The sequence below is a fragment of the Umezawaea tangerina genome (assembly GCF_003002815.1).
Lineage (GTDB): Bacteria > Actinomycetota > Actinomycetes > Mycobacteriales > Pseudonocardiaceae > Umezawaea > Umezawaea tangerina.
This window is the reverse complement of sequence record NZ_PVTF01000005.1, coordinates 188,327-211,898: the sequence shown is the minus strand read 5'-3', so window position 1 is coordinate 211,898 and position 23,572 is coordinate 188,327. Positions and strand designations below refer to the sequence as shown.

Annotated in this window: 22 protein-coding genes; 12 read left to right on the top strand and 10 right to left on the bottom strand. The window is 70.6% G+C overall.

Annotated features, from left to right (window positions below):
• Positions 1–39 precede the first annotated feature (39 nt).
• The gene (locus CLV43_RS18495) at positions 40–435 is read left to right on the top strand and encodes a MarR family winged helix-turn-helix transcriptional regulator (protein ID WP_245886650.1); all 396 of its coding nucleotides are present in this window, start codon (positions 40–42) and stop codon (positions 433–435) included.
• A gap of 39 nt (positions 436–474) precedes the next feature.
• Here the strand turns inward: CLV43_RS18495 and CLV43_RS18490 are convergent, their stop codons facing one another.
• The gene (locus CLV43_RS18490) at positions 475–903 is read right to left on the bottom strand and encodes a winged helix-turn-helix transcriptional regulator (RefSeq protein WP_245886646.1); all 429 of its coding nucleotides are present in this window, start codon (positions 901–903) and stop codon (positions 475–477) included.
• 167 nt (positions 904–1,070) lie between these two features.
• Here CLV43_RS18490 and CLV43_RS47830 point away from each other — a divergent pair, with 167 nt between their 5' ends.
• The 4 genes from CLV43_RS47830 (at position 1,071) to CLV43_RS18470 (ending at position 4,691) form a co-directional block, all read left to right on the top strand.
• Entirely contained in the window at positions 1,071–1,223 is a 153-nt protein-coding gene (locus tag CLV43_RS47830; RefSeq protein ID WP_170155894.1) for a hypothetical protein, read from the top strand.
• Positions 1,224–1,373: 150 nt separating this feature from the next.
• The gene (locus CLV43_RS18480) at positions 1,374–2,348 is read left to right on the top strand and encodes an NADP-dependent oxidoreductase (RefSeq protein ID WP_106188458.1); all 975 of its coding nucleotides are present in this window, start codon (positions 1,374–1,376) and stop codon (positions 2,346–2,348) included.
• Between the two features lie 100 nt (positions 2,349–2,448).
• Positions 2,449–3,522, top strand: coding sequence for an alkene reductase (locus tag CLV43_RS18475; RefSeq protein ID WP_106188457.1), 1,074 nt, complete (start codon positions 2,449–2,451; stop codon positions 3,520–3,522).
• A gap of 140 nt (positions 3,523–3,662) precedes the next feature.
• Positions 3,663–4,691: a zinc-binding alcohol dehydrogenase family protein gene (locus CLV43_RS18470; protein WP_245886643.1), complete on the top strand. Its 1,029-nt coding sequence runs from the start codon at positions 3,663–3,665 to the stop codon at positions 4,689–4,691.
• Positions 4,692–4,735: 44 nt separating this feature from the next.
• Here CLV43_RS18470 and CLV43_RS18465 read toward each other — a convergent pair whose 3' ends face one another.
• The 4 genes from CLV43_RS18465 to CLV43_RS18450 form a co-directional block, all read right to left on the bottom strand.
• Positions 4,736–6,364, bottom strand: a complete 1,629-nt coding sequence (locus CLV43_RS18465; RefSeq protein WP_146174799.1) for a hypothetical protein — start codon at positions 6,362–6,364, stop codon at positions 4,736–4,738.
• Positions 6,365–6,900: 536 nt separating this feature from the next.
• The gene (locus CLV43_RS18460) at positions 6,901–7,491 is read right to left on the bottom strand and encodes a TetR/AcrR family transcriptional regulator (protein ID WP_106188455.1); all 591 of its coding nucleotides are present in this window, start codon (positions 7,489–7,491) and stop codon (positions 6,901–6,903) included.
• Positions 7,488–8,474 (bottom strand): aldo/keto reductase, encoded by a 987-nt coding sequence (locus CLV43_RS18455; protein WP_106188454.1) that lies wholly within the window; start codon positions 8,472–8,474, stop codon positions 7,488–7,490. The genes CLV43_RS18460 and CLV43_RS18455 overlap by 4 nt, the downstream gene beginning before the upstream one ends.
• A gap of 150 nt (positions 8,475–8,624) precedes the next feature.
• Positions 8,625–9,362: a chitinase gene (locus CLV43_RS18450; protein WP_106188453.1), complete on the bottom strand. Its 738-nt coding sequence runs from the start codon at positions 9,360–9,362 to the stop codon at positions 8,625–8,627.
• 469 nt (positions 9,363–9,831) lie between these two features.
• Here CLV43_RS18450 and CLV43_RS18445 point away from each other — a divergent pair, with 469 nt between their 5' ends.
• The gene (locus tag CLV43_RS18445; protein WP_106188799.1) at positions 9,832–11,226 is read left to right on the top strand and encodes an MFS transporter; all 1,395 of its coding nucleotides are present in this window, start codon (positions 9,832–9,834) and stop codon (positions 11,224–11,226) included.
• A 32-nt stretch (positions 11,227–11,258) separates the two neighbouring features.
• On the opposite strand, the gene CLV43_RS18440 is transcribed toward CLV43_RS18445, so the two are convergent.
• Positions 11,259–11,939 (bottom strand): response regulator, encoded by a 681-nt coding sequence (locus CLV43_RS18440; RefSeq protein WP_106188452.1) that lies wholly within the window; start codon positions 11,937–11,939, stop codon positions 11,259–11,261.
• Between the two features lie 149 nt (positions 11,940–12,088).
• Positions 12,089–13,273, bottom strand: a complete 1,185-nt coding sequence (locus CLV43_RS18435) for an FAD-dependent monooxygenase (RefSeq protein ID WP_106188451.1) — start codon at positions 13,271–13,273, stop codon at positions 12,089–12,091.
• A gap of 210 nt (positions 13,274–13,483) precedes the next feature.
• Between CLV43_RS18435 and CLV43_RS18430 the strand changes: the two genes are divergently transcribed.
• Positions 13,484–14,122 (top strand): TetR/AcrR family transcriptional regulator, encoded by a 639-nt coding sequence (locus CLV43_RS18430; protein WP_106188450.1) that lies wholly within the window; start codon positions 13,484–13,486, stop codon positions 14,120–14,122.
• 12 nt (positions 14,123–14,134) lie between these two features.
• On the opposite strand, the gene CLV43_RS18425 is transcribed toward CLV43_RS18430, so the two are convergent.
• Positions 14,135–15,292: a mandelate racemase/muconate lactonizing enzyme family protein gene (locus CLV43_RS18425; protein ID WP_106188449.1), complete on the bottom strand. Its 1,158-nt coding sequence runs from the start codon at positions 15,290–15,292 to the stop codon at positions 14,135–14,137.
• Between the two features lie 74 nt (positions 15,293–15,366).
• On the opposite strand from CLV43_RS18425, the gene CLV43_RS18420 reads away from it, so the two are divergent.
• The 5 genes from CLV43_RS18420 (at position 15,367) to CLV43_RS18400 (ending at position 22,121) form a co-directional block, all read left to right on the top strand.
• Positions 15,367–16,110, top strand: a complete 744-nt coding sequence (locus tag CLV43_RS18420; RefSeq protein ID WP_245886641.1) for a FadR/GntR family transcriptional regulator — start codon at positions 15,367–15,369, stop codon at positions 16,108–16,110.
• Between the two features lie 48 nt (positions 16,111–16,158).
• Positions 16,159–17,307 (top strand): Gfo/Idh/MocA family protein, encoded by a 1,149-nt coding sequence (locus CLV43_RS18415; RefSeq protein ID WP_106188447.1) that lies wholly within the window; start codon positions 16,159–16,161, stop codon positions 17,305–17,307.
• 97 nt (positions 17,308–17,404) lie between these two features.
• Entirely contained in the window at positions 17,405–18,829 is a 1,425-nt protein-coding gene (locus tag CLV43_RS18410; protein WP_106188446.1) for an ABC transporter substrate-binding protein, read from the top strand.
• Entirely contained in the window at positions 18,826–20,838 is a 2,013-nt protein-coding gene (locus tag CLV43_RS18405; protein WP_106188445.1) for an ABC transporter permease, read from the top strand. Before CLV43_RS18410 ends, CLV43_RS18405 begins: the two co-directional genes overlap by 4 nt.
• Positions 20,835–22,121 (top strand): mandelate racemase/muconate lactonizing enzyme family protein, encoded by a 1,287-nt coding sequence (locus CLV43_RS18400; RefSeq protein ID WP_106188444.1) that lies wholly within the window; start codon positions 20,835–20,837, stop codon positions 22,119–22,121. Before CLV43_RS18405 ends, CLV43_RS18400 begins: the two co-directional genes overlap by 4 nt.
• Positions 22,122–22,130: 9 nt before the next feature.
• Here CLV43_RS18400 and CLV43_RS18395 read toward each other — a convergent pair whose 3' ends face one another.
• On the bottom strand, positions 22,131–22,871 hold the full coding sequence (locus CLV43_RS18395; RefSeq protein ID WP_106188443.1) for a ribonuclease activity regulator RraA: 741 nt from the start codon (positions 22,869–22,871) through the stop codon (positions 22,131–22,133).
• Positions 22,872–23,036: 165 nt separating this feature from the next.
• Positions 23,037–23,453, bottom strand: a complete 417-nt coding sequence (locus tag CLV43_RS18390) for a DUF1801 domain-containing protein (protein WP_106188798.1) — start codon at positions 23,451–23,453, stop codon at positions 23,037–23,039.
• Between the last annotated feature and the right edge of the window lie 119 nt (positions 23,454–23,572).

Sequence of the window (23,572 nt, the reverse complement as noted above, 5' to 3'; positions counted from 1 at the left end):
AGCCTGCACGACCAGCCGTGCTTCGACCTGTACACCACCGTGCAGGCGATCCAGCGCGCCTACCGGCCGATGCTGGAGCCGCTGGGGCTCACCTACCCGCAGTACGTGGTGATGCTGGCGCTGTGGGAGGCCGACGAGGTGAGCGTCGTGGAGCTGGGGCGCAAGACGCGGCTGGACTCCCCGACCCTCACGCCGCTGCTGAAGCGCTTGCAGGACAAGGGTGTGCTCACGCGGGCTCGGGACGCCGCCGACGAGCGCAGGCTCGTGGTCGCGCTGACCGACGCCGGTCGGGAATTGCAGCGGGCCGCCTGGGACGTGCCCGAGCGGATGGTGTGCGAGGTGGGTCTGTCCGAAGAGGACCTGGCACTGCTGCACCGGCTGTGCGCCGGGATGCGGGCGTCGTTGGAGGACAACGGCGGCACGTCCCGGACGTGAGTCGCACGCCGACCGCCGTCATCGCCGGGGTCCCGTCCGTCAGGGACAGCCCAGGACGGTCTCGTTGACGGCGTCCATGTTGTCCTCCACCCAGTTCCGCAGCGCGGCCAGCGGTGCGGCGGCGCTCTTGCCGAGCGTGGTGAGGGAGTACTCGACGTGCAGGGGCACGACGGGGTAGACGGTGCGGTCGACGAGGCCGTAGTCCTCCAGTCGACGCAGCGTCTGGGTCAGCACCTTCGGGCTGACGCCCTGCAGCTCCCGCTGGAGGGTGCCGAAGCGCCGCGGCCCGTCCTCCAGGGAGCCGATGGCGAGTGCGGACCACTTGTTGGCCAACAGGTCCAACATCGTCCGGCACGGGCACTGCGCCGCGTAGACGTCGTGGTCGGAGTGCCTTCCTGTGGCGCACTTCGCGGTCATGGCGACTCTCCCGTCGTAGCCCACGGCGGGGGACCACGCCGTCGCGGTCACCCTCCGGTCTCCACGCGACGGTATCCCGCGGGGGGTACTTACCCGCAAGGTCGCCTACTTCCCATCGGGAAGTACGACGACCACACCCGCTGGTGCGGGGCCTCGCCCGCACCAGCGGGGTGCCTCGGACGAGGGTCGCGTCGAGGGGGATCTGCACGGCCGGCGCCTTGGGCGCGACGCAGCCCGACCTCACGGTCTCCGCGACCTCGGCCGCGTCGATGCCGGGCACCTCGGCGCAGGTGATGGCGAAGCCACCATCCACTGTGGACAGGTGGACCGCGGCCGAAGTCTCGGCCGACCAGGTGCCGCGTGGACCGTAGACGCGCCGTCGTGGTTACCCGCAAGGGTTGCTGCTTCGCCAGGGGAAGCAGCAACCCTTGCGGGTAACCACATCCCCGTGCATACGCTCGTGCCTCTGGACGACGGCCCGCGGACCGGGCGACCCCGTCCACCACGAGAAAAGGACTTCGATGTCGGATACGAGCATGTTCGCCGTGCGCCAGCAGGGCTTCGGCGATCCGGGGGTGTTGCGCTTCGAGCGGGTGGACAGGCCTGTCCCCCTGCCGACCGAGGTGCTGGTGCGGGTGCACGCCGCCGGGGTGAACCCGGTGGACTGGCAGTCCAGGGCGGGCAGCGGCGTGTCGGGGCTGCTCGGCGACTTCCCGGTCACGCTCGGCTGGGACGTCTCGGGAGTGGTCGAGGAGGTCGGGTTCGGCGTCACCACCCTCGAGGTCGGTGACGAGGTGTACGGGATGCCGTGGTTCCCGCGCCCGGCGAAGGCGTACGCCGAGTACGTGACCGCGCCCGCGCGGCAGTTCGCCCTCAAGCCCGCACGCGCCAGCCACGTCCAGGCGGCCGCGATCCCGCTGGCCGGGCTCACCGCCTGGCAGGCGCTCGTGGACACCGCGAAGGTCCAGCCCGGCCAACGGGTCCTGGTGACCGCCGCCGCCGGCGGTGTCGGCCACCTCGCCGTCCAGTTCGCCAAGCACCTCGGCGCCCACGTCGTCGGAACCGCCAGTGCCGAGCGCGACGACTGGCTGACCGGGCTCGGCGCGGACGAGGTGGTCGACTACACGTCGGTCCGCTTCGAGGAGGTCGTCGGCGACATCGACGTGGTGATCGACCTCGTCGGCGACGCGCACGACAGGACCGGGACCCGCTCCGCGCGGACCGTGCGCCCCGGCGGCCTGGTGGTGGCGATCCCCTCGGGTGTGTCTCCCGAACTGGCGGAGGTCGCGGCATCGCTGGGCGTCCGGACGACGCCGTTCCTCGTCGAACCCGACGGTGCGGGCCTCGCCGCGATCGCCGCGCTCTTCGACACGGGCAAGTTCACGGTCGAGGTGGAGGAGGTCTTCGACCTGCGCCAGGCGGGTGAGGCCCACTCGCGCGGCGAGGATCGGCGCACCAAGGGGAAGCTCGTGCTCACCACCGGTGCCCCGGACTGACCTCCCCGGTGCGGCGCATCAGCCCTCCGCTCCCGACGCGCCCCCGTCCGGCCCTCAGTCGATCCCGACACCCCACCCCATCACCGAAGGACCCACCACCATGAGCACCCCAGCGTCCTCGTTCTCCAGGCCCGCGCAGGTCGGCGCCGTGAACCTCGCGAACCGCCTCGTGATGTCGCCCATGACGCGCAACAGGTCGACACCGGAAGGCGTCCCGACCGCGCTGAACGCCGAGTACTACGGTCAGCGCGCCTCGATGGGCCTGATCATCTCCGAGGGGACGCAGATCTCGGCCGACGGACAGGGATATCTGCTGACCCCTGGGATCTACACCGACGAGCACGTCGCGGGATGGCGCCAGGTGACCGACGCGGTCCACCGCGGCGGCGGGAAGATCTTCATCCAGCTCATGCACGCGGGCCGTGTCTCACACCCCTCCAACACGCCGCACGGCCGTCAGCCCGTGGCCCCCTCGCCGATCCGACCGGACGCGGAGATGCCCACCGCCACCGGCCGGCTGCCCATTCCCGAGCCGCGTGGGCTGAGCACCGACGAGGTGGCCTCGACCGTCCAGGACTTCAGGGTCGCCGCTGCCGCCGCGATCCGGGCGGGAGCGGACGGCGTGGAGATCCACGGGGGCTACGGCTACCTGGTGCAGCAGTTCCTCTCCGGCAGTGCGAACCGGCGCACCGACGGTTACGGCGGGTCGGTCGACAACCGCGTCCGGTTCGCCGTCGAGGTGGCCACCGCCGTCGCCGAGGAGATCGGTGCCGACCGCACCGGCATCAGGATCACCCCCGGAATCCCCCAGAACGGCATCGTCGAGGACGACGTCGACGAGCTCTACCCGGCACTGGTGCGGGCGCTGGAACCCCTGGGGCTGGCCTACCTGGAGGTGGTCCAGCGCGGGGACGACGACAAGCTCCTGCGCGTGATCCGGGAAGCCTGGAGCAGCACGCTGGTCGTGAACCGCGCGGGCGCCGACCTGGCCACGAGGGTCGCCGACCTGGACAGCGGCCTCGCGGACCTCGTCACGGTCGCGAGCCTGGCCCTGGCCAACCCCGACCTGGTCGAGCGCCTGACCGCGGGGGCCGCTCTGAACGACGCCGACCCGGCCACGTTCTTCGGGGGAGACTCCCGTGGCTACACCGACTACCCGACTCTCGGGCAGTAGGAGGCGATGGCCCCCGACGACCCGTTCCCCCACCGTCCACAAGGGAACGGGTCGTCGGGGCAGGCACGAGAAGGTCCGGTTCCCATCGGGAAGTTGGTCACCTTGCGGGAAAGTACCCCCGTGCGACTAGCGTCGCGGGCATGACGACAGTTCCACGCCTGCCCGACCGCATGACCGCCGTCGGCTCCTACCGCGGTTTGCCCGTCACCGACGCGGAGTGCCTGGTGGAAGCCGAGCTTCCCCTGCCCGAGCTGCGCGCGCGGGACCTCCTCGTCCGGGTCGCCGCGGTGTCGGTCAACCCCGCGGACGTCAAGCGCCGCGCCGCCGCGCCCACCGCGGAGACGCCCGCGGTGCTCGGCTTCGACGCCGCGGGCACGGTAGTCGCCCTCGGTCCCGAGGCGTCCGGGTACGCGATCGGCGACGAGGTCTACTACGCCGGTGACGTGACCCGGCCCGGCAGCAACGCCGAGTACCACGCGGTCGACTCCCGGATCGTCGGGCGCAAGCCGTCCAGCCTGACCTGGGCCGAGGCCGCGGCCGTCCCGTTGACCACCATCACCGCGTGGGAGGCGATGTCCGACAAGTTCGGACTGACCCCGTCGAGCCGGGGGACGCTGCTCGTGGTCGCGGGCGCCGGTGGGGTCGGGTCGATGCTCATCCAGCTGGCGAAGAAGACCACCCGGCTGACCGTGGTCGCGACCGCGTCGCGCGAGGAGTCCCGCGACTGGGTCCACCTGCTCGGCGCCGACGCGGTGGTCGACCACAGCGGCGACTTCGCCGCGAACGTCCTGGCCGGGGTCCCCGACGGGGTCGACTACATCTTCAGCCCCTACTCCAAGGGCAACGTCGAGGCCTACGCGGAGATCAGCAAGCCCTTCGGCGAGGTCTGCGCCATCGACGGGCACCCCGACCTCGACCTCCAGCCGCTGATGCGGAAGAGCATCAGCTGGCACTGGGAGTGGATGTTCACCCGCAGCGCCTTCGAGACCGCCGACATCGCCGTCCAGCGCGACCTGCTCAACCGCGCCTCGGAGATGTTCGACTCCGGCGACCTGCGCAGCACCCTGACCACGGAGCTCGTCGGTTTCACGGCGGAGAACCTGCGCGAGGCCCACCGGATGGTGGAGTCCGGCCGCACGGTCGGCAAGGTCGTCGTCAGCCGCTCGTGATCGGGTCGCCTGGCGTCGTACCACCGGCCGGACGCTCGCCCGCCTCACCGCCGGACGTGGAAGTGCTCGGTGATGCGCGCGAGCTTCGCCGGGTCGTCGTACAGCCAGATCGCCAGCCGGTCGCCGCAGCCGAGGACCTGGTCGGGCTCGCCGAAGGACCGGCTGATCAGGTCCTTGTCGATCACGGGCTCACCCCAGGCCTCGTTGAGGTAGAAGAAGGTGCCCGTCTCGGCGTGCAGGTAGTCCAGGTTGGTGAGCCAGGTCGCCTGGACGCCGCTCGACTTGAGCGGGATGAACCGGATGCCGCGCAGGCTGGTGAGCTGGAGCCGGCGCGCGTCGCTGAAGGTCGCGTAGCCGACCTCGTGACCGGCGGGCAGCACGGTGTCCAGGCACGTGGTCTCCGCCGAGCGATGCCCGAAGTAGCGCCCCTCGTCGCCGAACGACGAGGTCGTCACCACCAGTGAGAGGAGCACGACGAGTCCTGCGGCGAGCGTCCACGGCACGGCGCGGAAGGGAACGGCCAGCAGCAGGAAGACCATCGGCGCGATGAGCACCGGCCACAGGTAGTACTGGTGCGTGATGAGCAGCACGGCCGTGCCCACGAGCCCCACGAGCGGGACGAGGCCGTACCAGACGGCGACGAGCCTGCGCGGGTCGCGGTGGCGCCAGTAGCGCCGAGCGAGGAACACCGCTCCCACGAGGCACACGACGGCGGCGAGCAGTCCGGTGAGGAGGATCGAGTTACCCGTCGGATCCGAGGCGTGCGGCCACAGCCAGCCGAGCCGCGCTTGGAACAGCTCGAGGTCGACGTAGGTGAACGGCGAGGTGCCCTGCATCCCGGTGAAGGCGACGAGCCGGACGACGAGAGCCGTGACGAGCACTCCGCCGAGCAGCGATGCCGGGCGTCCGATCGTCCGCCAGCCCGATCGCAGTGCCACGAGCAGCCCGACGAGCACGAGCGCCGGCACCGCGAACACCAGGACGAGCGGGTTCGACGCGGCGGTCAGCGTGATCGCGGCGGCGATCGCCCACCGCGCGTTCTGGGAGCGCACGAGGTAGAGCGCGGGCGCCCCCAGCAGGACGAGGTACATGCCGAAGTAGTAGGTGGGCGCGAGGTGGAACGAGAACACCCAGGCCGTCCCGACGAGCGGCAGGATCACGAGCGGCAGCCACGCGACCGCCGCCCGGGCGAGCTGCGCCACGACCCGCGCGTCGGGGAAGAGCAGGCGCACCACCAGGTAGAGCGCGCCGAACAGCAACGCGTTGTTGATGGCCGCCACGAACAGGTAGTAGGCGTAGACGTCACCGCTCGCGAGCGCGAAGGCGACCGCGCTCACCGGCATCTCGGGGAAGACGTAGACCTGCGGTGAGAAGCTCCAGTCCAGATCGCGGCCCGCCACGACGTCCTGGAGCAGCTGGAAGAGCACCCCGTTGTCGCTGGACCACAGTTCCCAGTTCACCGGCCAGTTGGAGACGCCGGGGTCACCCGCGCGCACCACGAACACCAGCGCCGTGAGCAGCGCCGCGGCGACCATCGCCGCCAGGACCAGCGCGGGTCGACGCCAACGGTTGCCGTCGTCCGCGACCGGCATTCGCGGTGCGACGTCCTCGTGCACCGGGTCGAGTACGCGTGAGGCGAATCCGGTGTCGTCGGAGGGAATTCTTCGCAGCACGCGGTTGTCCTGTCGATTGTTCGTTCACGGTCGTGGAATGGCGCGCGCGACAGCGGCCGTGCTGTTCTTCCGGGTCGATCGCACGACGACGGGTGCCGGATGTCCGGTTGGAAACCGAGTCGACGCGGCCCTTCCGCACTGGGAAGGGCGTGACCAGGCCCGATGCGGTTTACAGGTGACCGGATGAAGGCGCGCGCCTGTAGCAGGAGATACCTGGGTGTGTGAATTCGGGAATCGTCAGCGGTCGGTGGTCGTCCGAACTGACGTCATCCTCGGTTTCAGTGAATGGCCGACTTCTTCATGGGCATCTCCTGGCGGGTTAATGTTCCTTACGATGTGAACACGACCGCTCCCGCAAAAGGGATGCCTGGGTGTGACCGGCGCCACAGTCGACCTGTTCGGGGCGACGATCAGGACGTGGCGAACGCGGTGATGAGGTCGGCAAGCGCCCGCGACACAGGGCCTCGACGTCGACGGGTCCGGTCCTCCTGCTGCCCGGTGTCGGTGCCGGGCAGCAGGAGGTGGTCCTCCGCGGGTCAGTGCCGCGGTGGGGTGAGGACGAATCCGCGCAGGGCGGCGCGGGCGAGCTGGACGGCCGAGTGCGGGTCGGTCGGCCCGTGGCCCAGGAGCAGGCGGAACGTCTCCGGTCCGAACAGCAGGTCGATCATGAGGTCGGCGTCGACGTGCGGGTCGAGTTGGCCGCGGTCGACACCGGTGGCCCACAGGGCGCGCAGCACCGCGCGGCGAGGGGCGAAGAAGCGGTCGTTGAGCAGGTCGGCGGTGCCGGGTTCCAGCACGGCGGCGGCGATGAGCTCGGCGAAGACGACTCCGTCGCGGCCCTGGTACTGCTCGGCGAGGTTGGCCACCGCCCGGACGAGGTCTTCCGCGGCGTCCCCGGTCTCGACCACCGGCACGAGCTCGCCGATGCGGGCGGCGAACGCGTCGATCGCCAGTGCGGTGCGGTGCGGCCAGCGCCGGTAGAGGGTCGGTTTGCTGACGCCACTGCGCTTGCTGACGGCCTCGACGGTGCAGGCGGCCACCCCGCCCTCCAGGAGCAGCTCGCCCGCGCTTTCCAGCGCGCGGACCTCGTGCGTGCCCTCGCGGGGGCGGCCCCTGGAGCCGGTCACGACCGCGCCTGGGTCGCGGAGGCCTGCAGGGGACCGTTGCGGTCGCCGCGCACCTCCTGCGCGAACGGTTCCAGCTCGGCGAGCACCGCGTCCTCGAGCACGATGTCCAGCGCCTTCACGTTGTCGGACACGTGGTCCGGGCTGCTGGTGCCGGGGATGGGCACGACCGGCAGCCCGAGCCTGCGGCCGCCTGCGTGAACCCAGGCCAGGGCGAGCTGGGCACCGGTGACGCCCAGATCCCGTGCCACCGCACCGATCCGGTCGGCGAGGCGCTGGTTGGCGGTCCCGTCGTCGCCCTGGAACCGCGGATGCCCGCGCCGCACGTCGGCCGCCCCGAGCGAGTCCGGAGCGACGTCGCCGGTGAGGAATCCGCGTCCCAGCGGGGAGTACGGCACCAGGCCGACGCCCAGCTCCGCCATGACCGGCGCGATGGCCTCGACGTCCCGGCTCCACAACGAGTACTCGCTCTGGACCGCGGTGATCGGGTGCACCTCGTGCGCCCGCCTCAGCTGGTCGGCGTCGACCTCGCACAGCCCGAGGTGGCGCACCTTGCCCGCGGCCACCAGACCCGCCATCGCGTCGACCGCCTCGGCCAGGTCGACGTCCTGCGGCGGCCGGTGCAGGTAGTACAGGTCGATGTGGTCGACTCCCAACCGCAGCAGCGAGGCGTCGCAGCTGCGCCGCACGTAGTCCGGCTCTCCCCGCACCCGGCGGCGGTGGTCGCCCGCGGAGCGGTCGACCCCGAACTTCGTGGCCACGACGACCTCGTCGCGCCGGTCGGCGATGGCGCGGCCCAGCAGCACCTCGTTGTGCCCGGCGCCGTAGATGTCGGCCGTGTCCAGCAGCGTGACACCGAGGTCCAGCGCTCGACGCACGGCCGAGGTCGCCCGGTCCCAGTCGGTCGGGCCGTAGTGCTCGCTCATGCTCATGCAGCCCAACCCCTGGGCGGACACCACGAGCGATCCGAGGGTGGTGTGGTCCATCGTCTCCTCCTCTGCTTTACGTTACGTAACGTAAAGCAAGACGGGGGTGGCTCGCAACGGTGGTTCCCTGGCACGTGCAGCAGGACGTCCCCATGAACGCGTGGAGGGCCCTCCCGGACGTCCGGGAGGGCCCTCCACGCCGTGCTGGTGTCAGCAGGACAGGTTGTCGCCCGCCGGGACACCCAGGATCCCGGTGATCTGCGTGTACTTGTCGATCCGGCTCTGCACCTGGGCGGGGTTGCCGCCGTTGCACTCGATCGAGCCGTTGATGCTGCGGATCGTCTCGCCGAAGCCGCGGCCGTTGACCATCGCGTCGTGCGGGGTCATCGTGCCGGGGCCGGTCTGGGTGTTCCAGTACCAGAGCCCGGTCTTCCACGCGACGGCCGCGTCCTGCTCGACGAGGTAGGGGTTGCCGAGCAGGTCGATGCCGAGGTTGTCCCCGGCGGCCTTGTAGTTGAAGTTCCAGCTGAGCTGGATCGGGCCGCGGCCGTAGTACGCGGCGTTGCCCGCCGGGCAGCCGTAGGACTGGCTGGTGTCGCAGTAGTGCGGGTAGTTCGCGGTGTTCTGCTCCACGACGTAGACGAGACCGCCGGTCTCGTGGTTGACGTTGGCCAGGAACGCCGCGGCTTCCTGCTTCTTCACCGTGTCGTCGCCGGTGTTGGCGAAGCCGGGGTAGGCGTCGAGCGCGGCCGTCAGACCGCCGTAGGTGTAGAAGCTGTTGCGGCCGGGGAAGATCTGGTCGAACTGGGCTTCGCCGACCACGAAGGACGCGTCCGATGTGGACGGTTGTGCTGATGAGGTCGTGGCCGGGAGCACCAGGACGCCAGTGGTGGCGACGAGTGCGCTCACGGCCACTCCGGCGCGCTTCAGGAACCGGGGTATCGACATTCGGAACTCCTCTTGTCATGCCGGTCGTGCGCGGTACGACCGATCCGGTCTGGCTACGCCGATAGGTATGGACCAATCGTCGAGGCGCGAAACCGGTTCACGTCAAGAGGCCGCGATCGGCCCAGTGGTCGCTCCCGCGGATGGCAGCGGGTAGAAGGTGGCTGGGCTGAACAGGTGACGACTGATCGGTCTGGATCGGACCCCTCGCTACTTTCCGTAGAACCGTTCCGCCCTCCGCAACGTCCACTCGGGTAACGGCGTGGGCCGTTGAGGTGGCCATCGGCCGTTCGCGGTCCTGGGCGGTCTGTAGTGCGTGCGCACCAGGACGGGGCCCGGCTGGTCCGGGCGCACCAGGGGAAGACGGCGACGACGAACGATGCCCGGCGAGGTGCCCGCGGGGAGTGTTGGAGGTCGAAGCCCCTGCACTGGCGGTCGACCCCACCTGGTGGTCGACGACGAAAGGACGTCCATGTTCGACGCTGTGGTCTCCCCGGTCCGCATCGGGAGGTCGTCGGTCGGTGCCCTCGGCATCCTCGCGCTCGCCCTCGGCGCGCTGCAGTCCGTTGTGGAGCCCGCGCTCCCGCTGCTGCAACGGGAACTGGGGATCAGTCCCGCGGAGGGAGCCCTGGTCGCCAACGCGTTCGCCCTCACCGGCGCGGTCATCGCACCCGTCGCGGGCAAGCTCGGCGACCGCTACGGCGGGAAGCGGGTCCTGATCTGGCTGGTGGCCGTCATCTCGGCCGGTGGTCTGCTGTCCAGCCTGGCGCCCACCCTGCCGGTGCTGCTGCTGGGGCAGGTGCTCCAGGGCGGCATGGTCGGAGCGCTGCCCCTGTCCTTCATCCTGGTGCGCAAGCACCTCTCGAGCGGGGAGTCGCAGGCGGCGGTCGGGCTGGTCGTCGCGCTGTTCACCGGCGGCGGCATGGTGGGGACGGTGGTGGCGGGACCGATCGCGGACGGGCTGTCGTGGCACTGGATGTTCGCACTGCCGACGGCCGCGGTCATCGTGACGACGGTGGTCGTGGTGCGGCTCATGCCGCACGACCCGCCGACCGGATCGGACTCCGGGATCGACTGGCTCGGCGTGGGTCTGCTGAGCGCCACGCTGCTCGCGTTCATGGTCGGGCTCGGTGTGCTGACGAGCGGTGGCCTGCCGCCGCTCGCGATGGTCGCCGTCGTGCTGGTCGTCGCCGCCTGCACGACCGCGTGGATCCTCGTCGAACGCAGGTCCGCCACGCCGACGGTCGACCTGCGGATGCTGGCGGTGCCCGCGACGCGGAACGCCTACGTGCTCACCTTCCTGGTGGCCACCGGGTTCGGGATGATCGCCATCCTGCTCCCGCAGCTGTTCGCGGTGTCCGGTGACGGGTACGGCTTCGCGGCGGACACCACCCGGATCGGCCTGTACCTGCTGCCGGGTGCCCTGATCGGCGTGGTGAGCGACTCGGTCGGCGGTATCGCGTCCCGGCGGTTCGGTCCGCGTGCCGTGGTCGTCGTGGGCGCCGCCGTCACGGCGGTCACGATGTGCGCCCTGGCCCTGCTGCACGACGCGGTGTGGCAGCTCGTCCTCGCCAGGGTGCTGACCGCGTTCGCCGTGGGCCTCGCGACCACGGCGCTGCTCGCCGGTGCCGCGGCCTCCGTGGAGACCAAGGACATCGGCATCGCGACGAGCCTGCTCGTGGTGACGCGCGTGATCGGCGCCGCGCTGGGCACCCAGCTCGGCGGCGGGGTCCTCGCCCTCGGGACCGACCCGGTCACGGGCCTGCCGACCGAGTCCGCCTTCGCCGCGGCGTTCGTCGTCACGGGTCTCATCGCGGCGTTGCCACTGCTCGTCGTCCGGATCACGAGGTCGTCGGTACCCCGGTAGGGGTGGTTCGGTGGACGGGGCCCGGCGCCGGACTACGACACGGCGCCGGGCGCGGCACGGGCCAGGCCCGTCTGGTAGGCGATGACGACGAGCTGCGCCCGGTCGCGCGCTTCCAGCTTCGTCATGGCGCGCTGCACGTGGGCGCGGACGGTGAAGGGGCTGAGGAACATCCGTGCGGCGATGTCCTGGTTGGACAGGCCGGTCGCGACCAGGGCCACCATCTCGCGTTCGCGCGGGGTGAGCACGGCGAGCTGTCCGGCCTGGTGCGGCGCGGTGCTGTCGGGGGTGGCCAGGAAACTGGCGACCAGGGAGCGGGTCGCGGCGGGGGAGAGGAGGACGTCGCCGTCGGCGATCGCGCGGACGGCGTCGAGCAGCTCCTCGGCCCCGATGCTCTTGCCGATGAAGCCGCCCGCGCCCGCGCGCAGCGCTCGGGCGACGTGCTCGTCGGTCTCGTAGGTGGTGAGGATCAGGATGCGGCTGGCGCGCAGCTCCGGGTCCGCGCGGATGTGCGACGTGGCGGTGAGACCGTCCATCACGGGCATCTGGATGTCCATGACCACCACGTCCGGTCGGTGCTCACGGGTGAGCCGCACCGCCTCCCCGCCGTCACCGGCCTCGCCGACCACGGTGATGTCGTCGGCGGTGTCCAGGAGGATCCGGAAGGCGTCGCGCAGCAGCGCCTGGTCGTCGGCGAGCAGCACCCGCAGCGTCACGGCGCGTCCCCTCCCACGCCGCGCTTGTCCACCGCCCGCCCGGCGACGCCGGGCGGGCAGTCGTGGTCCCGCCGCGCGCGGCTCGGCGGCGAAGGCCGGGACATGTGGGCTCGGTGCCCCTTCGGAGTGCGCATCGGGTGGTGCGGGGATCAGGTCCGGGAGGGGGCGAAGGCGGGCAGGCGGAGCGCGGTGTGGGCCGGGCGGCCGGTGCCGGAGGGCATGGCGTCCAGGCCGAGGAGGGCGGTGTTGCGCTGGGTCAAGGCCTCCGCCGTGGCGGGGAAGAGCCGGGCACCGCCCGCGGTGACCAGGCCCTGGTTCATCTCCACGAACGGGCGCGTCTCCTTCTCGTAGGCGGTGAACGCGCTCGTGTGGTCGGGGGCGGTGGCCAACTCGCCGGCGAGCATGTACGCGCCGGCGAGGGCGAGGCTGGAGCCCTGACCGGTCAGGAACGACGGCGCGTGGGCGGCGTCGCCGACCAGGGCGACGCGGCCGGTCGACCAGCGGGGCAGGTGGATCTGGCTGACGACGTCGAAGAAGAGGTCGTCGGCGGCCTGCATGGCGGAGACCATGCGGGGGACCTCCCAGCCGTCCTCGGCGAAGACCGAGCCGACGAGGTCGCGTTGCGCGGCCGGGTCGCGGAAGGCGGCGAACGGGGCTTCGGCACGGGCGAAGACGAGGAAGGCGAACAGCTCGTCCCCGTCACCGACCGCGTAGAGGCTGGCGGCCCGGCCCACGGCGTTCCAGAAGAGGATCTCGTGGGAGAGCCCGAGGTCGTTGGGCATCGTGAAGCCCGCGAAGCAGTAGCCGAGGTAGTGGTGGAACCGCTCCTCGGGGCCGAAGGCGAGGGCGCGGACGGTGGAGTGCAGGCCGTCGGCGCCGACGACGAGGTCGAACGTGCGCTGGGCGCCGCCGCGGAAGGTCACGTCGACACCGCCGGCGTGGTCGTCGAGAGCGGTGATGCTGTCGTCGAAGAGGAACTCGACGTCGTCGCGGACGGTGGCGTAGAGGGTCTGGGCGAGGTCGCCACGGCGCACCTCCAGGTCACGACCCTCGACGCCGCCGCTGAGGGCGTCCGGGCGGAGCGAGGTGATCGGGCTGCCGTCGGGGTGCAGGAAGGTGATCCCCCTGGTGTCGACGTGGGCGGCTCGCAGGTCCCGCAGCAGGCCCATCCGCTCGACCGCGTCCAGTGCCGTGCCGCGGATGTCGATCGGGTAGCCGCCGCCGCGCAGGGCACCGCTCTGCTCCACGACCGTGACGTCGAAGCCGTAGCGGTGGAGCCAGTGGGCCAGCGCGGGCCCCGCGATGCTGGCGCCGGAGATCAGGATGGAGTTCATGTGCCTTCCTCGACGTCTGGGTCGCCGGAGGACGTCCGCGGCCCCGGATCCGGGAACGGGGAACCACGCGGTCTCCGGCATCGCGGACCCACCTGTCGTCCGCCTGACCGCACGCGGACGTCGTGGATCCCGATAAGAGTTGGATTCATTCTTTAACTTCGACCGTAGAGGGCATCGCTAAGGAACGCAAGCATCTCTTATGCTGCGTGGGTGACGAACGAGGAGACCGATCGGGCCACGACGGCGTCCGACGTGGTCAAGCGCCGACGCCGAGGCGTCGAACTGGAGCACGCGCTCCTCGCCGCGGCGTGGGAGGAGCTGAACGAGGTCGGCTTCGCGAAGCTGACGATGGAGTCCGTGGCGGACCGCGCGAGGACCGGGGTCGCGGTGCTCTACCGCCGCTGGACGAACAAGAACGACGTCGTGCTCGCCGCCATCCGCCACTACGGCGACACCCACCCGGTCACGATCCCGGACACCGGCTCCCTGCGCGACGACATGCTCGCCCTGCTCGGCAACCTCAACGCCGAGCGGGTCGAGCTCGCGACGCTCGTCGGCGCGACCCTCGCGGGCCTGCGCGACAGCGCCGGGATCACCCCGGAGGAAGTCCGCCTGGTCGTGCGCGGCGACGGCCCGTGGCGGTCGGACGCCGTGTTCCGCCGTGCGCACGACCGCGGCGAGATCGACCTCGCGCGGATCCCGCGGGACGTGCTCGACCTGCCGCTCCAGCTCGTGCGCCACGACATCCTCATGACGCTGCGGCCGGTCTCCGCGGAGCGGGTCCGGTCGATCGTCGACGACATCTTCCTGCCGCTCGTCGCGGGGTCGACCGTCCCGTCGGGACCGTGACCCCGCGATCCGCTACTCGAACACCCCGTAACCCGGAACGGCGTTGGCGCGGACGCCGTCCATGTCGAGCTCCACGCCGATGCCGGGGGTGTCGGGGAGCGTGATGTAGCCGTCCTTGACGATCGAGCCGCTGCCGTCGGGGGCGTGGACGTAGCTGTCCCACACCGCGCGCTCCTCCAGGGCGTGCCACTCCTGGACGTAGAAGTTGGGGATCGCCCCGCACTGGTGCGACGTGGCCATGGTGCCCAGCGGCGTCGACACGAGGTGCGGCGCGAACGGGATGTAGTGCAGCTCCGCGAGGTTGGCGATCTTCTTGGCCTCGGCAAGGCCGCCGCACTTCGGCACGTCCGGCTCGATGACGTCCACGGCGCCGCGTTCGAGCAGTTCGCGGAATCCCCAGCGCAGGTAGAGGTTCTCGCCCGCGCAGATCGGTGTGCGGGTCTGCGCCCGCACCCGCACCAGCGCGTCGATGTTCTCCGCGGGGACCGGTTCCTCCAGCCACATCAGGTTGAACTGCTCCAGCTCCCACGCGATCCGGCACGCGCTGGGCACGTCGTAGCGGGCGTGCAGGTCGATGGCCAGGTCGACGTCCGGCCCGATCGCCTCCCGCACGGCCGCCACCCGCTCGACCATCGAGCGCAGCTCGGCGGCGTTGACCGTGTGGTTGAAGGCGTCGAACTTGGCGGGGTGGTGCAGGTTGTCGATGTCGAACTTGATGGCCGTGAAGCCCTCGGCGACCATCCGCTGGGCCCGGTCGACGCACCCGGAGATCGAGCCCGCCGGGTCGTCGCCGTCGCCGCAGTCGGCGTAGAGGCGGATCCGGTCGCGGAACTTCCCGCCGAGCAACCGGTAGACCGGTTGGCCCGCTGCCTTGCCCGCGAGGTCCCACAGCGCGATCTCGATGCCGGACAGGGCGATCACGAACACCCCGGCCTGGGGGCCCGCGAAGACCTTGTTGCGGCGCAGCTTCTCCCAGCACCGCTCGACGTTGCGCGGGTCCTCGCCGATCAGCAGGGGCGCCAGGTACTCGATCATCCCGACGACGGCGCCCGCGCCCGCGTCGGGATTGGCCTCGCCGAACCCGCTGAGGCCCTCGTCGGTGTCGATCCGAACCAGGGTGGCCTGACCGTGGTAGGCCACCACCGCCGTCGTGACGTTCACGATCCGCATTGCTCTCCCGCCGCCGGGTCACGCATATGAGACGGACTCTTCGCGATGGTTCACTTGTCCTATAAGCTGATGACATGCAAAGGAGACAAGAGTCTCCGGACGCTGTCAAGGTCCGGACCCTCCCGGTGCAGGTGGCGGCACACCTGACCCGGCGCATCGTCAGCGGTGCCGTGGAGGACGGGCCGTTCCCGTCGGAGCTCGACATCTCCCAGGAGTTCGGGGTGTCCCGCGTGGTGGCGCGCGAGACGCTCAAGATCCTCGCCTCGCTGGACATCGTCGACGTGGCGCAGGGCCGCCGCGTCGTGGTGCGCCCCCGCGCGGAGTGGGACTACCTGAGTCCGCTGCTGGTCGAGTGGCTGCCGGGGGAGACGGTCACCGAGCTGTTGCAGGAGCTGGACCAGATGCGCGTGCTGCTGGAGCCCGAGCTCGCCGCGATGGCCGCGGCCAGCGTCACCGACGAGACGCTGGACCGGCTCAGGGGCGAGATCGACCGCATGTCCGCGCTCGAAGGGGATCCCGACGCCTACCTCGAGGTCGACCACGAGTTCCACATGGAGATCTGCCGGGCTGCTGACAACCGCATCCTCGACCGGATAATGTACTCCGCCCGCTGGCTCGGCACGGCCAGCCGACGCATCACCAACGAAGCGCCTGCCGCGCTGCGCAAGGCCACCACCGACCACACGGAGATCTACGAGGCGCTGGTGGCGCGCGACCCGGAGGGTGCCCGCGCGGCGATGCGCAAGCACCTGGCCAACAACTCCACGCTCCTCGCGGAGAAGGAGCGGAAGACCAAACGGGCCGCCCGGCGGCGCTAGACCACTGCACGACCGACATCCGGAACCGATGACGAGGACGGACGAGGCATGGCGGAACCTGCGATACCGCCGATCCGGTTGGGGCTCATCGGCACCGGACTCGCGGTCGAGAAGCTGCACTGGCCCGCGCTGCGCGGGCTCGGCGACCGGTACGCGGTCACCGCGTTCACCGACGTGTCCACCGAGCAGGGCAAGCGGTTCGCCGACTACAGCGGGACCGACCCGGCCCTCGCCGTCGCCGACCGGGCCGCGCTGCTGGCCCGCGACGACGTGGACGCCGTGCTGATCTCCGTCCCGATCCCGCACCTGTACGAGGTGGCGCGCGACGCGCTCACGGCGGGCAAGGACGTGCTCTGCGAGAAGCCGACCGGTGTCGACGCGGAGCAGGCCGAGGCTTTCCTCGCCTTGGCGGCACGGCATCCGGACCGGACGTTCGTGGTGGGCGAGAACTTCTTCTACCGCGACGACCTGCGCTACGCGCGCTCACTGCTCGACGACGGCGCGATCGGCCGCCTGCACCTGGTGGCGTGGCGGCACACCGGCCAGATGGTGCCCCGCGAGGGCAGGTTCGCGAGCACGTCGTGGCGGCAGCGCCCGCAGTACCGCGGCGGCGTGCACCTCGACGCGGGCGTGCACCACATCGCCCAGATCCGCCTGCTGTGCGGCGACATCGCGCGCGTGCACGGTGCCGTGCAGGCCGCCAACACCACGATCGACGCACCGTCGGACCTCGCCCTCAACCTCGTCTTCACCGGAGGCGCCATCGGCAACTACACCGCGTCCTACCCCGAGATCCCGGTGCCGCCCGAGCCCAATGACATGCGGCTCTACGGCACCGAGGGTGTGCTCGTGCTCGCCGGATCCGAGTCGGAGCGGCGCGTGACGCGCAGCAGCCCCGACGCCACCACCCGCACGACGGTCTTCCGCGGCATCGACAACGGCTACCACGCGGAGCTCGTCGACTTCGCCGACGCCGTGCAGTTCGGGGTCAGGCCGGTCGGCAGCGTCGCGCAGAGCGTCGCCAACGCCATGGTCGTCCAGCGGGCTTTCGACTCCGCGGAACGGGCGGCTGTCCTGGAGCTCGACCCCGTGCCCGGCGCGGGCCCGGTACCGCTGTGGCGGCCCCGCGGCTCGACCGGGCTGTTCGACGGACTGCCAGGACAACGCATCAGCAGTACGGCGTCCTTCGCCGCATGAACGACCCGGCAGCGGGGGCCTCACTCCCGCTGTTCCGCCGGTTGCAACGTCGCCCCGTCGGTACGCGTCCGCACGACCGGACGCGAGAGGAGTTGTCATGGAACAGAAAACGGACCTGTCGAGGCGCACGTTCCTCGGGATGAGCGCACTGGGCGTGCTCGGTCTCGCCGGGTGCGGGGGTTCTCCGGCCAGCACACCGCAGGTCGACGTCAAGGTGCCCCAGGCGCTGCTCGACCAGGCGGCCTCGCTGCGCGGGGGATCGGTGGGGATGCTCTCGCAGAAGCTGTACTCGGAGTCCGCCAACAAAGCGCTGGACGCGTCGCTGCAGGTGTTCGCGCAGGCCACCGGGACCACGGTCCGCAACGACCTGGTCTCCGGCGACGCGGGCGACATGGTCGCGAAGATGGACGCCGAGGTGAAGGCGGGCACCAGCCGCGACCTCGCCTTCGTGAGCGACCGGCGGTTCGTCGGCCAGCTGCACAACCTCGGTGCCCTCACCGACGTCACCGACGTGGTCGAGGAGATGCGCAAGCTCTACGGGGACCCCGCGACGGAGGCGAACAACTACTGCGTGTTCGACGGGCGCTGGTTCGCGATCCCGTACCACTTCATCGCGTCCGCGATGTACCTGCGCAAGGACTGGTACCAGGAGAAGGGGCTCCCGCTCAAGCCGTACTACTCGTGGGAGGAGCTGCGCGACAACGCGTTGGCGGTCTCCGACCCGGCGAAGAAGCGCTTCGGCTGGGGCCTCACGGTGAACCGCTCCGGCGACGCCAACGGCTTCATCGCCAACGTCATCAACACCTACGGCGGGGCGATGGCGGACAACACCGGCACGAAGGTGGTGTTCAACTCGCCGGAGACCGTCGCCGCCGTCACGTTCATCGGCGACATCTACACGAACCCGAAGTACGCGCCGATGCTGCCACCGGGGATCGGGAGCTGGACCGACTCCAGCAACAACGAGAACTGGCTGGCCCAGATCCTGGGGCTCACGCTCAACCAGTTCAGCGTCTACGCCGACTCGAAGACCAAGAACAACCCGGTCTACGCCAACACGCACCCGTTCAACGGCGCCACCGGACCGGCGCTCGACAAGCCGCTCGCGTTCGGCGAGTCCAACTCGTTCGTCGTGTTCAAGGGGGCCAAGAACCCAGACCTGGCCAAGGTGGTCGCGAAGTTCATGGTCGGCGGGAGCGCGCTGCTCGGCGTCGCGAAGGGAGCACCGTGCCTGGTCAACCCCTCGTGGGACAAGGTGTGGGACTCCGACCCGTACTACACCAGCGGTGACCCGGCCTTCCCCGCGCTGCGGGAGCAGACCCGCACGCCGCTGCCGGTGACCACCAAGACCGGCTACGCGTTCCCGCAGGCCCCGAGCCCCGGCGAGCAAGCCGCCACCGCCGCCTACGTGCTCACCGACATGATGCAGTCGGTCATCCAGGGCACCCGGCCCGCCGAGGCCGTCGCCGCGGCCCACGCCCGGATCGTCCAGGTCTTCGAGCAGCAGGGGTACAAGCAGTGACCGTCCTGCGTCCGCCGCGCCCGGCGCCGGTCCGCCCGGCGCCGCGCGCGCCTTCCTCGCGCCCCGCGTCGCAGCGGCTGCTCGGACGCGACTGGCGCCTCGCCGCGGTGTTCATCGGGCCGACGCTGCTGCTGGTCGCCGGCCTGATCCTGTTCCCGATCGTCAGCTCGGTCGTCACCAGCACCACCGAACGCCACGGCGCGGAGACGGTCTTCGTCGGGCTGGACAACTACGCCGCACTCGTCCACGACGCCCTGTTCCACAAGGGCGTGCTCAACTCGTTCGTCTTCACCGCCTATGCCGAGATCTTCAAGGTGACCCTCGGCCTCATCGCGGCGATGATGCTGCACCACATGCGCCGCGGCCGGGCGGTCATCGCCGGGGTGATCCTGCTGCCGTGGGTGGTGCCGACGGTCGTGACGGCCTTCACCTGGCGGTCGCTGTTCGACCCGATCTTCGGCAGCGTCAACGTCCTGCTCACCGACTCCGGCATCGGGCCCCTCCTCGCCACGATCGGGCTCGTCGACTCCTGGCCCGCGGAGTGGCTGTCCGATCCCGAGCTCGCGATGCCCGCGGTCATCCTGGTCAACGTGTGGAAGGGCATCCCGTTCTTCACGGTGACGTTCCTCGCCGGGCTCAAGGCCATCGACGGCGGCCTCTACGAGGCGGCGATCATGGACGGCGCCTCGCCGTGGCAGCGCTTCCTGCACATCACGCTGCCCGGCCTGCGCAACATCATGATCGTGACGGTGCTGCTGTCGTCCATCTGGACGTTCAACAACTTCGACCTGATCTGGCTGATGACCCAGGGCGGACCGGGGGACGCCACCGCCCCGTACGTGATGGTGGCCTACTCCAAGGCCATCCAGCAGCTCCAAGCGGGCGCGGGCGCCGCGGTCACCCTGGTGATGCTGCCGGTCATCGCCATCCTCGTGGTGATCCTCGTGCGGATGATGCGCCGCGGCGACCAGCCGGGGGCGGCCGACATGGGCCGCAGGCGGCTGACCCCCGCCCAGCGCACGGCGCTGCCCTGGGTGATCGTCGTGGCCTCGGCGCTCGTCCTGGTCTGGGCGTCGCCGCACATCGTGTGGAAGGCCGCGCTCGTGCTGGGCGTGTTCGTGGTGCTCGCGGCCGCCGTCGGACGGGTGGTCTCCGCGCTCGCCGCGCGGGGCAACCAGCTGGCGGCGCGCCTGGTCAGCGGCACCGGCAGCGGGATCGCGCTCGTGGGCCTGCTGGCCTTCGTGCTCGCCCCGCTCTACTGGATGACGATCACCGCCTTCAAGTCCGACGACCAGATCGTCGCGCGCACCAACGACCTCTGGCCGACCCCGTGGAGCACCGAGCAGTTCACCAACCTGTTCACGGGCAAGGCGTTCGGGACCTGGTACGTCAACACGATCCTGGTGTCGGTGGCGTCCACCGCGATCGCGCTGGTCTGCGCGGCGCTGGCGGGCTACGCGTTGGCACGGCTGAGGTTCCGGGGCTCGGAGAGCTTCACGGTGATGATCCTGCTCACCTACGTGATGCCGGGCGCGCTGCTGTTCATCCCGCTGTACCAGATGATGAGCGGCATCGGGCTCAACGACTCGTTGTGGGCGCTCGTGCTCGCCTACCCCACGTTCACCCTGCCGTTCGCGACCTGGCTGCTCGTGGGCTACTTCAAGTCGATCCCGGCCGACCTGGAGGAGGCGGCGCTGGTCGACGGCTGCACGCGGTTCGGGGCGTTCACCCGGATCGTGCTGCCGCTGGCCAAACCCGGTCTGCTCGCGGTCGCGCTGTTCACGCTCACCAACGCGTGGAACGAGTTCCTGTTCGCCTTCGTGTTCATCACCAAGGACGACTACAAGACGCTGCCCGTCGGCATGCAGTCGATGATCTTCGGCGACGTCGTGCCGCAGGGCCAGCTGGCCGCGGCCTCGCTGCTGATCAGCATCCCGGTCGTGCTCATGTACGGCTTCGGGCAAAGGTTCCTGACGGAGGGCCTCACCGCGGGGGCCGTGAAGGGATGAGCGTGCACAGCGAGACCCCGACGGTCACCGAGGAGCACGTCCCGACCGCGTCCCGGCCGAGCGACCTGCGCATCACCGACCTGCGGGTGGCCAACGTGACCGGCGTGCCGTTCCGGTCGTCGATCATCAGGATCGACACCAACCAGGGCCTGGTCGGGTACGGGGAGGTGCGCGACCAGGCCAGCGCCACCTACGCGCTGGTGCTCAAGAGCAGGCTCGTCGGCGAGAACCCCTGCAACGTCGACAAGATCTTCCGCAAGATCAAGCAGTTCGGGTTCCACGGGCGCCAGGGCGGTGGGGTCTCCGGCGTCGAGATGGCGCTGATGGACCTGGCGGGCAAGGCGTACGGGGTGCCCGCGTACGCGCTGGTCGGGGGCCGGTTCCGCGACGAGATCCGCTGCTACGCGGACACCCCGTCGCTGCCGGACCCGGAAGCGATGGGCGCCCGGCTGCTGGAGCGCAAGCAGCGCGGGTTCACGATGCTGAAGATGGACGTGGGCATCGACCTGCTGTGGGACGTGCCGGGGGCGCTGATCGCGCCGCCGGGCGCCCGCGCGGACCGGACGACGATGCACCCGTTCACCGGGATCCAGGTCACCGCGAAGGGCGTCGACCACCTGGCGTCCTACGTGGACACCGTCCGCTCGGTCGTCGGCTACGACATCGCGCTCGCCGCCGACCACTTCGGCCACATCGCCCTGGACTCCTGCATCCGGATCGGCCGTGCGCTGGAGCCGTTCACCCTGGCGTGGATCGAGGACCTGATCCCGTGGCAGCTGACCGACCAGTGGCGGCAGCTCACCGCCGCCGTCACCGTCCCGACGTGCACGGGGGAGGACATCTACCTGCTCGACGGCTTCCGGCCGCTGCTCGACGCGGGCGCCATCCGCGTCGTGCACCCCGACCCGGCGACGGCGGGCGGGATCGCGGAGACCAAGCGGCTCGGCGACTACGCGCAGGAGCGCGGGGTCGCGATGGCGCTGCACCTGGCGGCGTCGCCGATCGCGACGATGGCGTGCGTGCACCTGGCCGCCGCCACGGAGAACTTCCTCGCGCTCGAACACCACGCGGCCGAGGTGGAGTTCTGGAGCGACCTCGTCACCGACCTGCCCCGGCCGTTGATCCAGGACGGCCACATCACCGTTCCGGACACGCCGGGGCTGGGGTTCGGAGACATCGACGAGGACCTGCTGAGCCGCCACCTCGACCCGCGCGACCCGGTGTTCTTCGCCGAGACGACGCACTGGGACGGTGAGTCGAGCCACGACCGGCTGTGGAGCTGAGAACGCCCGTCAGGCCGGGCCGCGCTCGGCGCGCCACCGCTCGTACTCGGGCCGGGCCTCGTCCGACAACGGGTAGTACAACCGCATGTCGCCGCCCTCGGCCAGCCGGATCCGGGAGAACTCCTCCCATTCCGCGTGTTCCTGGGCGACGGCCACCAGTGCGGGCGCGAGCTTGACCGGCACCACCACGGCCCCGTCGTCGTCGGCGACGACGATGTCGCCCGGCTCGACGAGCGTGCCACCGCACGCCACCGGCACGTTGACGGCGACCGGGACGATGTCGGTCTGGGCGTGGAAGTTCGGTGTGGCACCGCGGATCCACAGCCCGAGACCGAGCTTCTTGGCCTCGCCGATGTCGCGCAGGCACCCGTCGACCACCACGCCCGCACCACCGCGACCCTTGAAGTAGGTCAGCATCATCTCGCCGAACACACCGCTGCCCATGTCACCGCGCGCGTCCACGACGATCATGTCACCGGGCTGGGCGTGGTACATCACGTGCCGGTGCAACTGCTTCTCCGGCTCGGCGTACTCGTCGACGGGGTAGAGGTCCTCCCGTTTCGGCAGGAACTGCAACGTCAGAGCCGGTCCCGCCACGCGCACGCCCGGCGTCACCGACACCGGGCCGCGGATGAACGCGCTGCGGATGCCCATGCGACTGAGCTCGGCGCTGGCCGTCGCGCTGCCGATGGCCGCGAGGGCCGCGCTGAGCTCGGCTGGCGGGCGGGCGATGTCGTGCGTCTCGACCACTTCGGTAGCTCCCTCGGATCCGCGCTGACCGCAACTGCCGGAGAGTTCGAGCTTAGCCCGGCGCACGCGCTTTTCACCGCCCAGACTCGGATTTGTGCGTTCCAGGTGGTCGGCGATCCGCCGAATGCTTACGGTGGCGCGATTCCATCACCGGCTGTCGACCGGTCAGGCCTCGGCCGCCATCCGGTAGGACCTGGCGATGATCTCGCGCAACGCGGCCGTGTCTGCCTGGTCCACCCGCTTGAGGTAGAGGCAGCTCTTGCCGACCTTGTGCTTCCCGAGCCGGGGCAGGAGATCGTCGTACTCGTCCAGACCACCGCTCAGGTACAACACCGTCTCGGCCTTGCGCGGCGAGAAACCGACCATCACCGTGTCCCCTTCACGGCCGGAGGGGTAGCGGTAGTGCCGCGACCCGAACCCGATGATCGCACTGCCCCACAGCACAGCGGGCAGCCCGGTCACCTCCCCCATGAGCCCCACGAGCAACCTCGCGTCCGACCGCCGCTGCTCGTCGACCACCGCGTCGACGAACGCCGTCACATCACCCTCGGTCGCCGTCGTCTTGTTCTTGCCGTCCGCCACGTTCACACCTCACCGCCACTGTGCCGAGCCCATCACCCCGCCACTGTGCCACCTCGACCCCGACATCCGGTGGACCACGCGCTGTGGGGGTTGACCGGGCCGCTCTCCGTCCTGATCAC

Coding starts and splice junctions, on each gene's coding strand:
- CLV43_RS18475 (WP_106188457.1), top strand. CDS start 2,449: ATGAGCACCCCAGCGTCCTCGTTCTCCAGGCCCGCGCAGGTCGGCGCC.
- CLV43_RS18415 (WP_106188447.1), top strand. CDS start 16,159: ATGGCGGAACCTGCGATACCGCCGATCCGGTTGGGGCTCATCGGCACC.
- CLV43_RS18410 (WP_106188446.1), top strand. CDS start 17,405: ATGGAACAGAAAACGGACCTGTCGAGGCGCACGTTCCTCGGGATGAGC.
- CLV43_RS18480 (WP_106188458.1), top strand. CDS start 1,374: ATGTCGGATACGAGCATGTTCGCCGTGCGCCAGCAGGGCTTCGGCGAT.
- CLV43_RS18425 (WP_106188449.1), bottom strand. CDS start 15,292: ATGCGGATCGTGAACGTCACGACGGCGGTGGTGGCCTACCACGGTCAG.
- CLV43_RS18435 (WP_106188451.1), bottom strand. CDS start 13,273: ATGAACTCCATCCTGATCTCCGGCGCCAGCATCGCGGGGCCCGCGCTG.
- CLV43_RS18400 (WP_106188444.1), top strand. CDS start 20,835: ATGAGCGTGCACAGCGAGACCCCGACGGTCACCGAGGAGCACGTCCCG.
- CLV43_RS18420 (WP_245886641.1), top strand. CDS start 15,367: ATGCAAAGGAGACAAGAGTCTCCGGACGCTGTCAAGGTCCGGACCCTC.
- CLV43_RS18455 (WP_106188454.1), bottom strand. CDS start 8,474: ATGGACCACACCACCCTCGGATCGCTCGTGGTGTCCGCCCAGGGGTTG.
- CLV43_RS18450 (WP_106188453.1), bottom strand. CDS start 9,362: ATGTCGATACCCCGGTTCCTGAAGCGCGCCGGAGTGGCCGTGAGCGCA.
- CLV43_RS18445 (WP_106188799.1), top strand. CDS start 9,832: ATGTTCGACGCTGTGGTCTCCCCGGTCCGCATCGGGAGGTCGTCGGTC.
- CLV43_RS18470 (WP_245886643.1), top strand. CDS start 3,663: ATGACGACAGTTCCACGCCTGCCCGACCGCATGACCGCCGTCGGCTCC.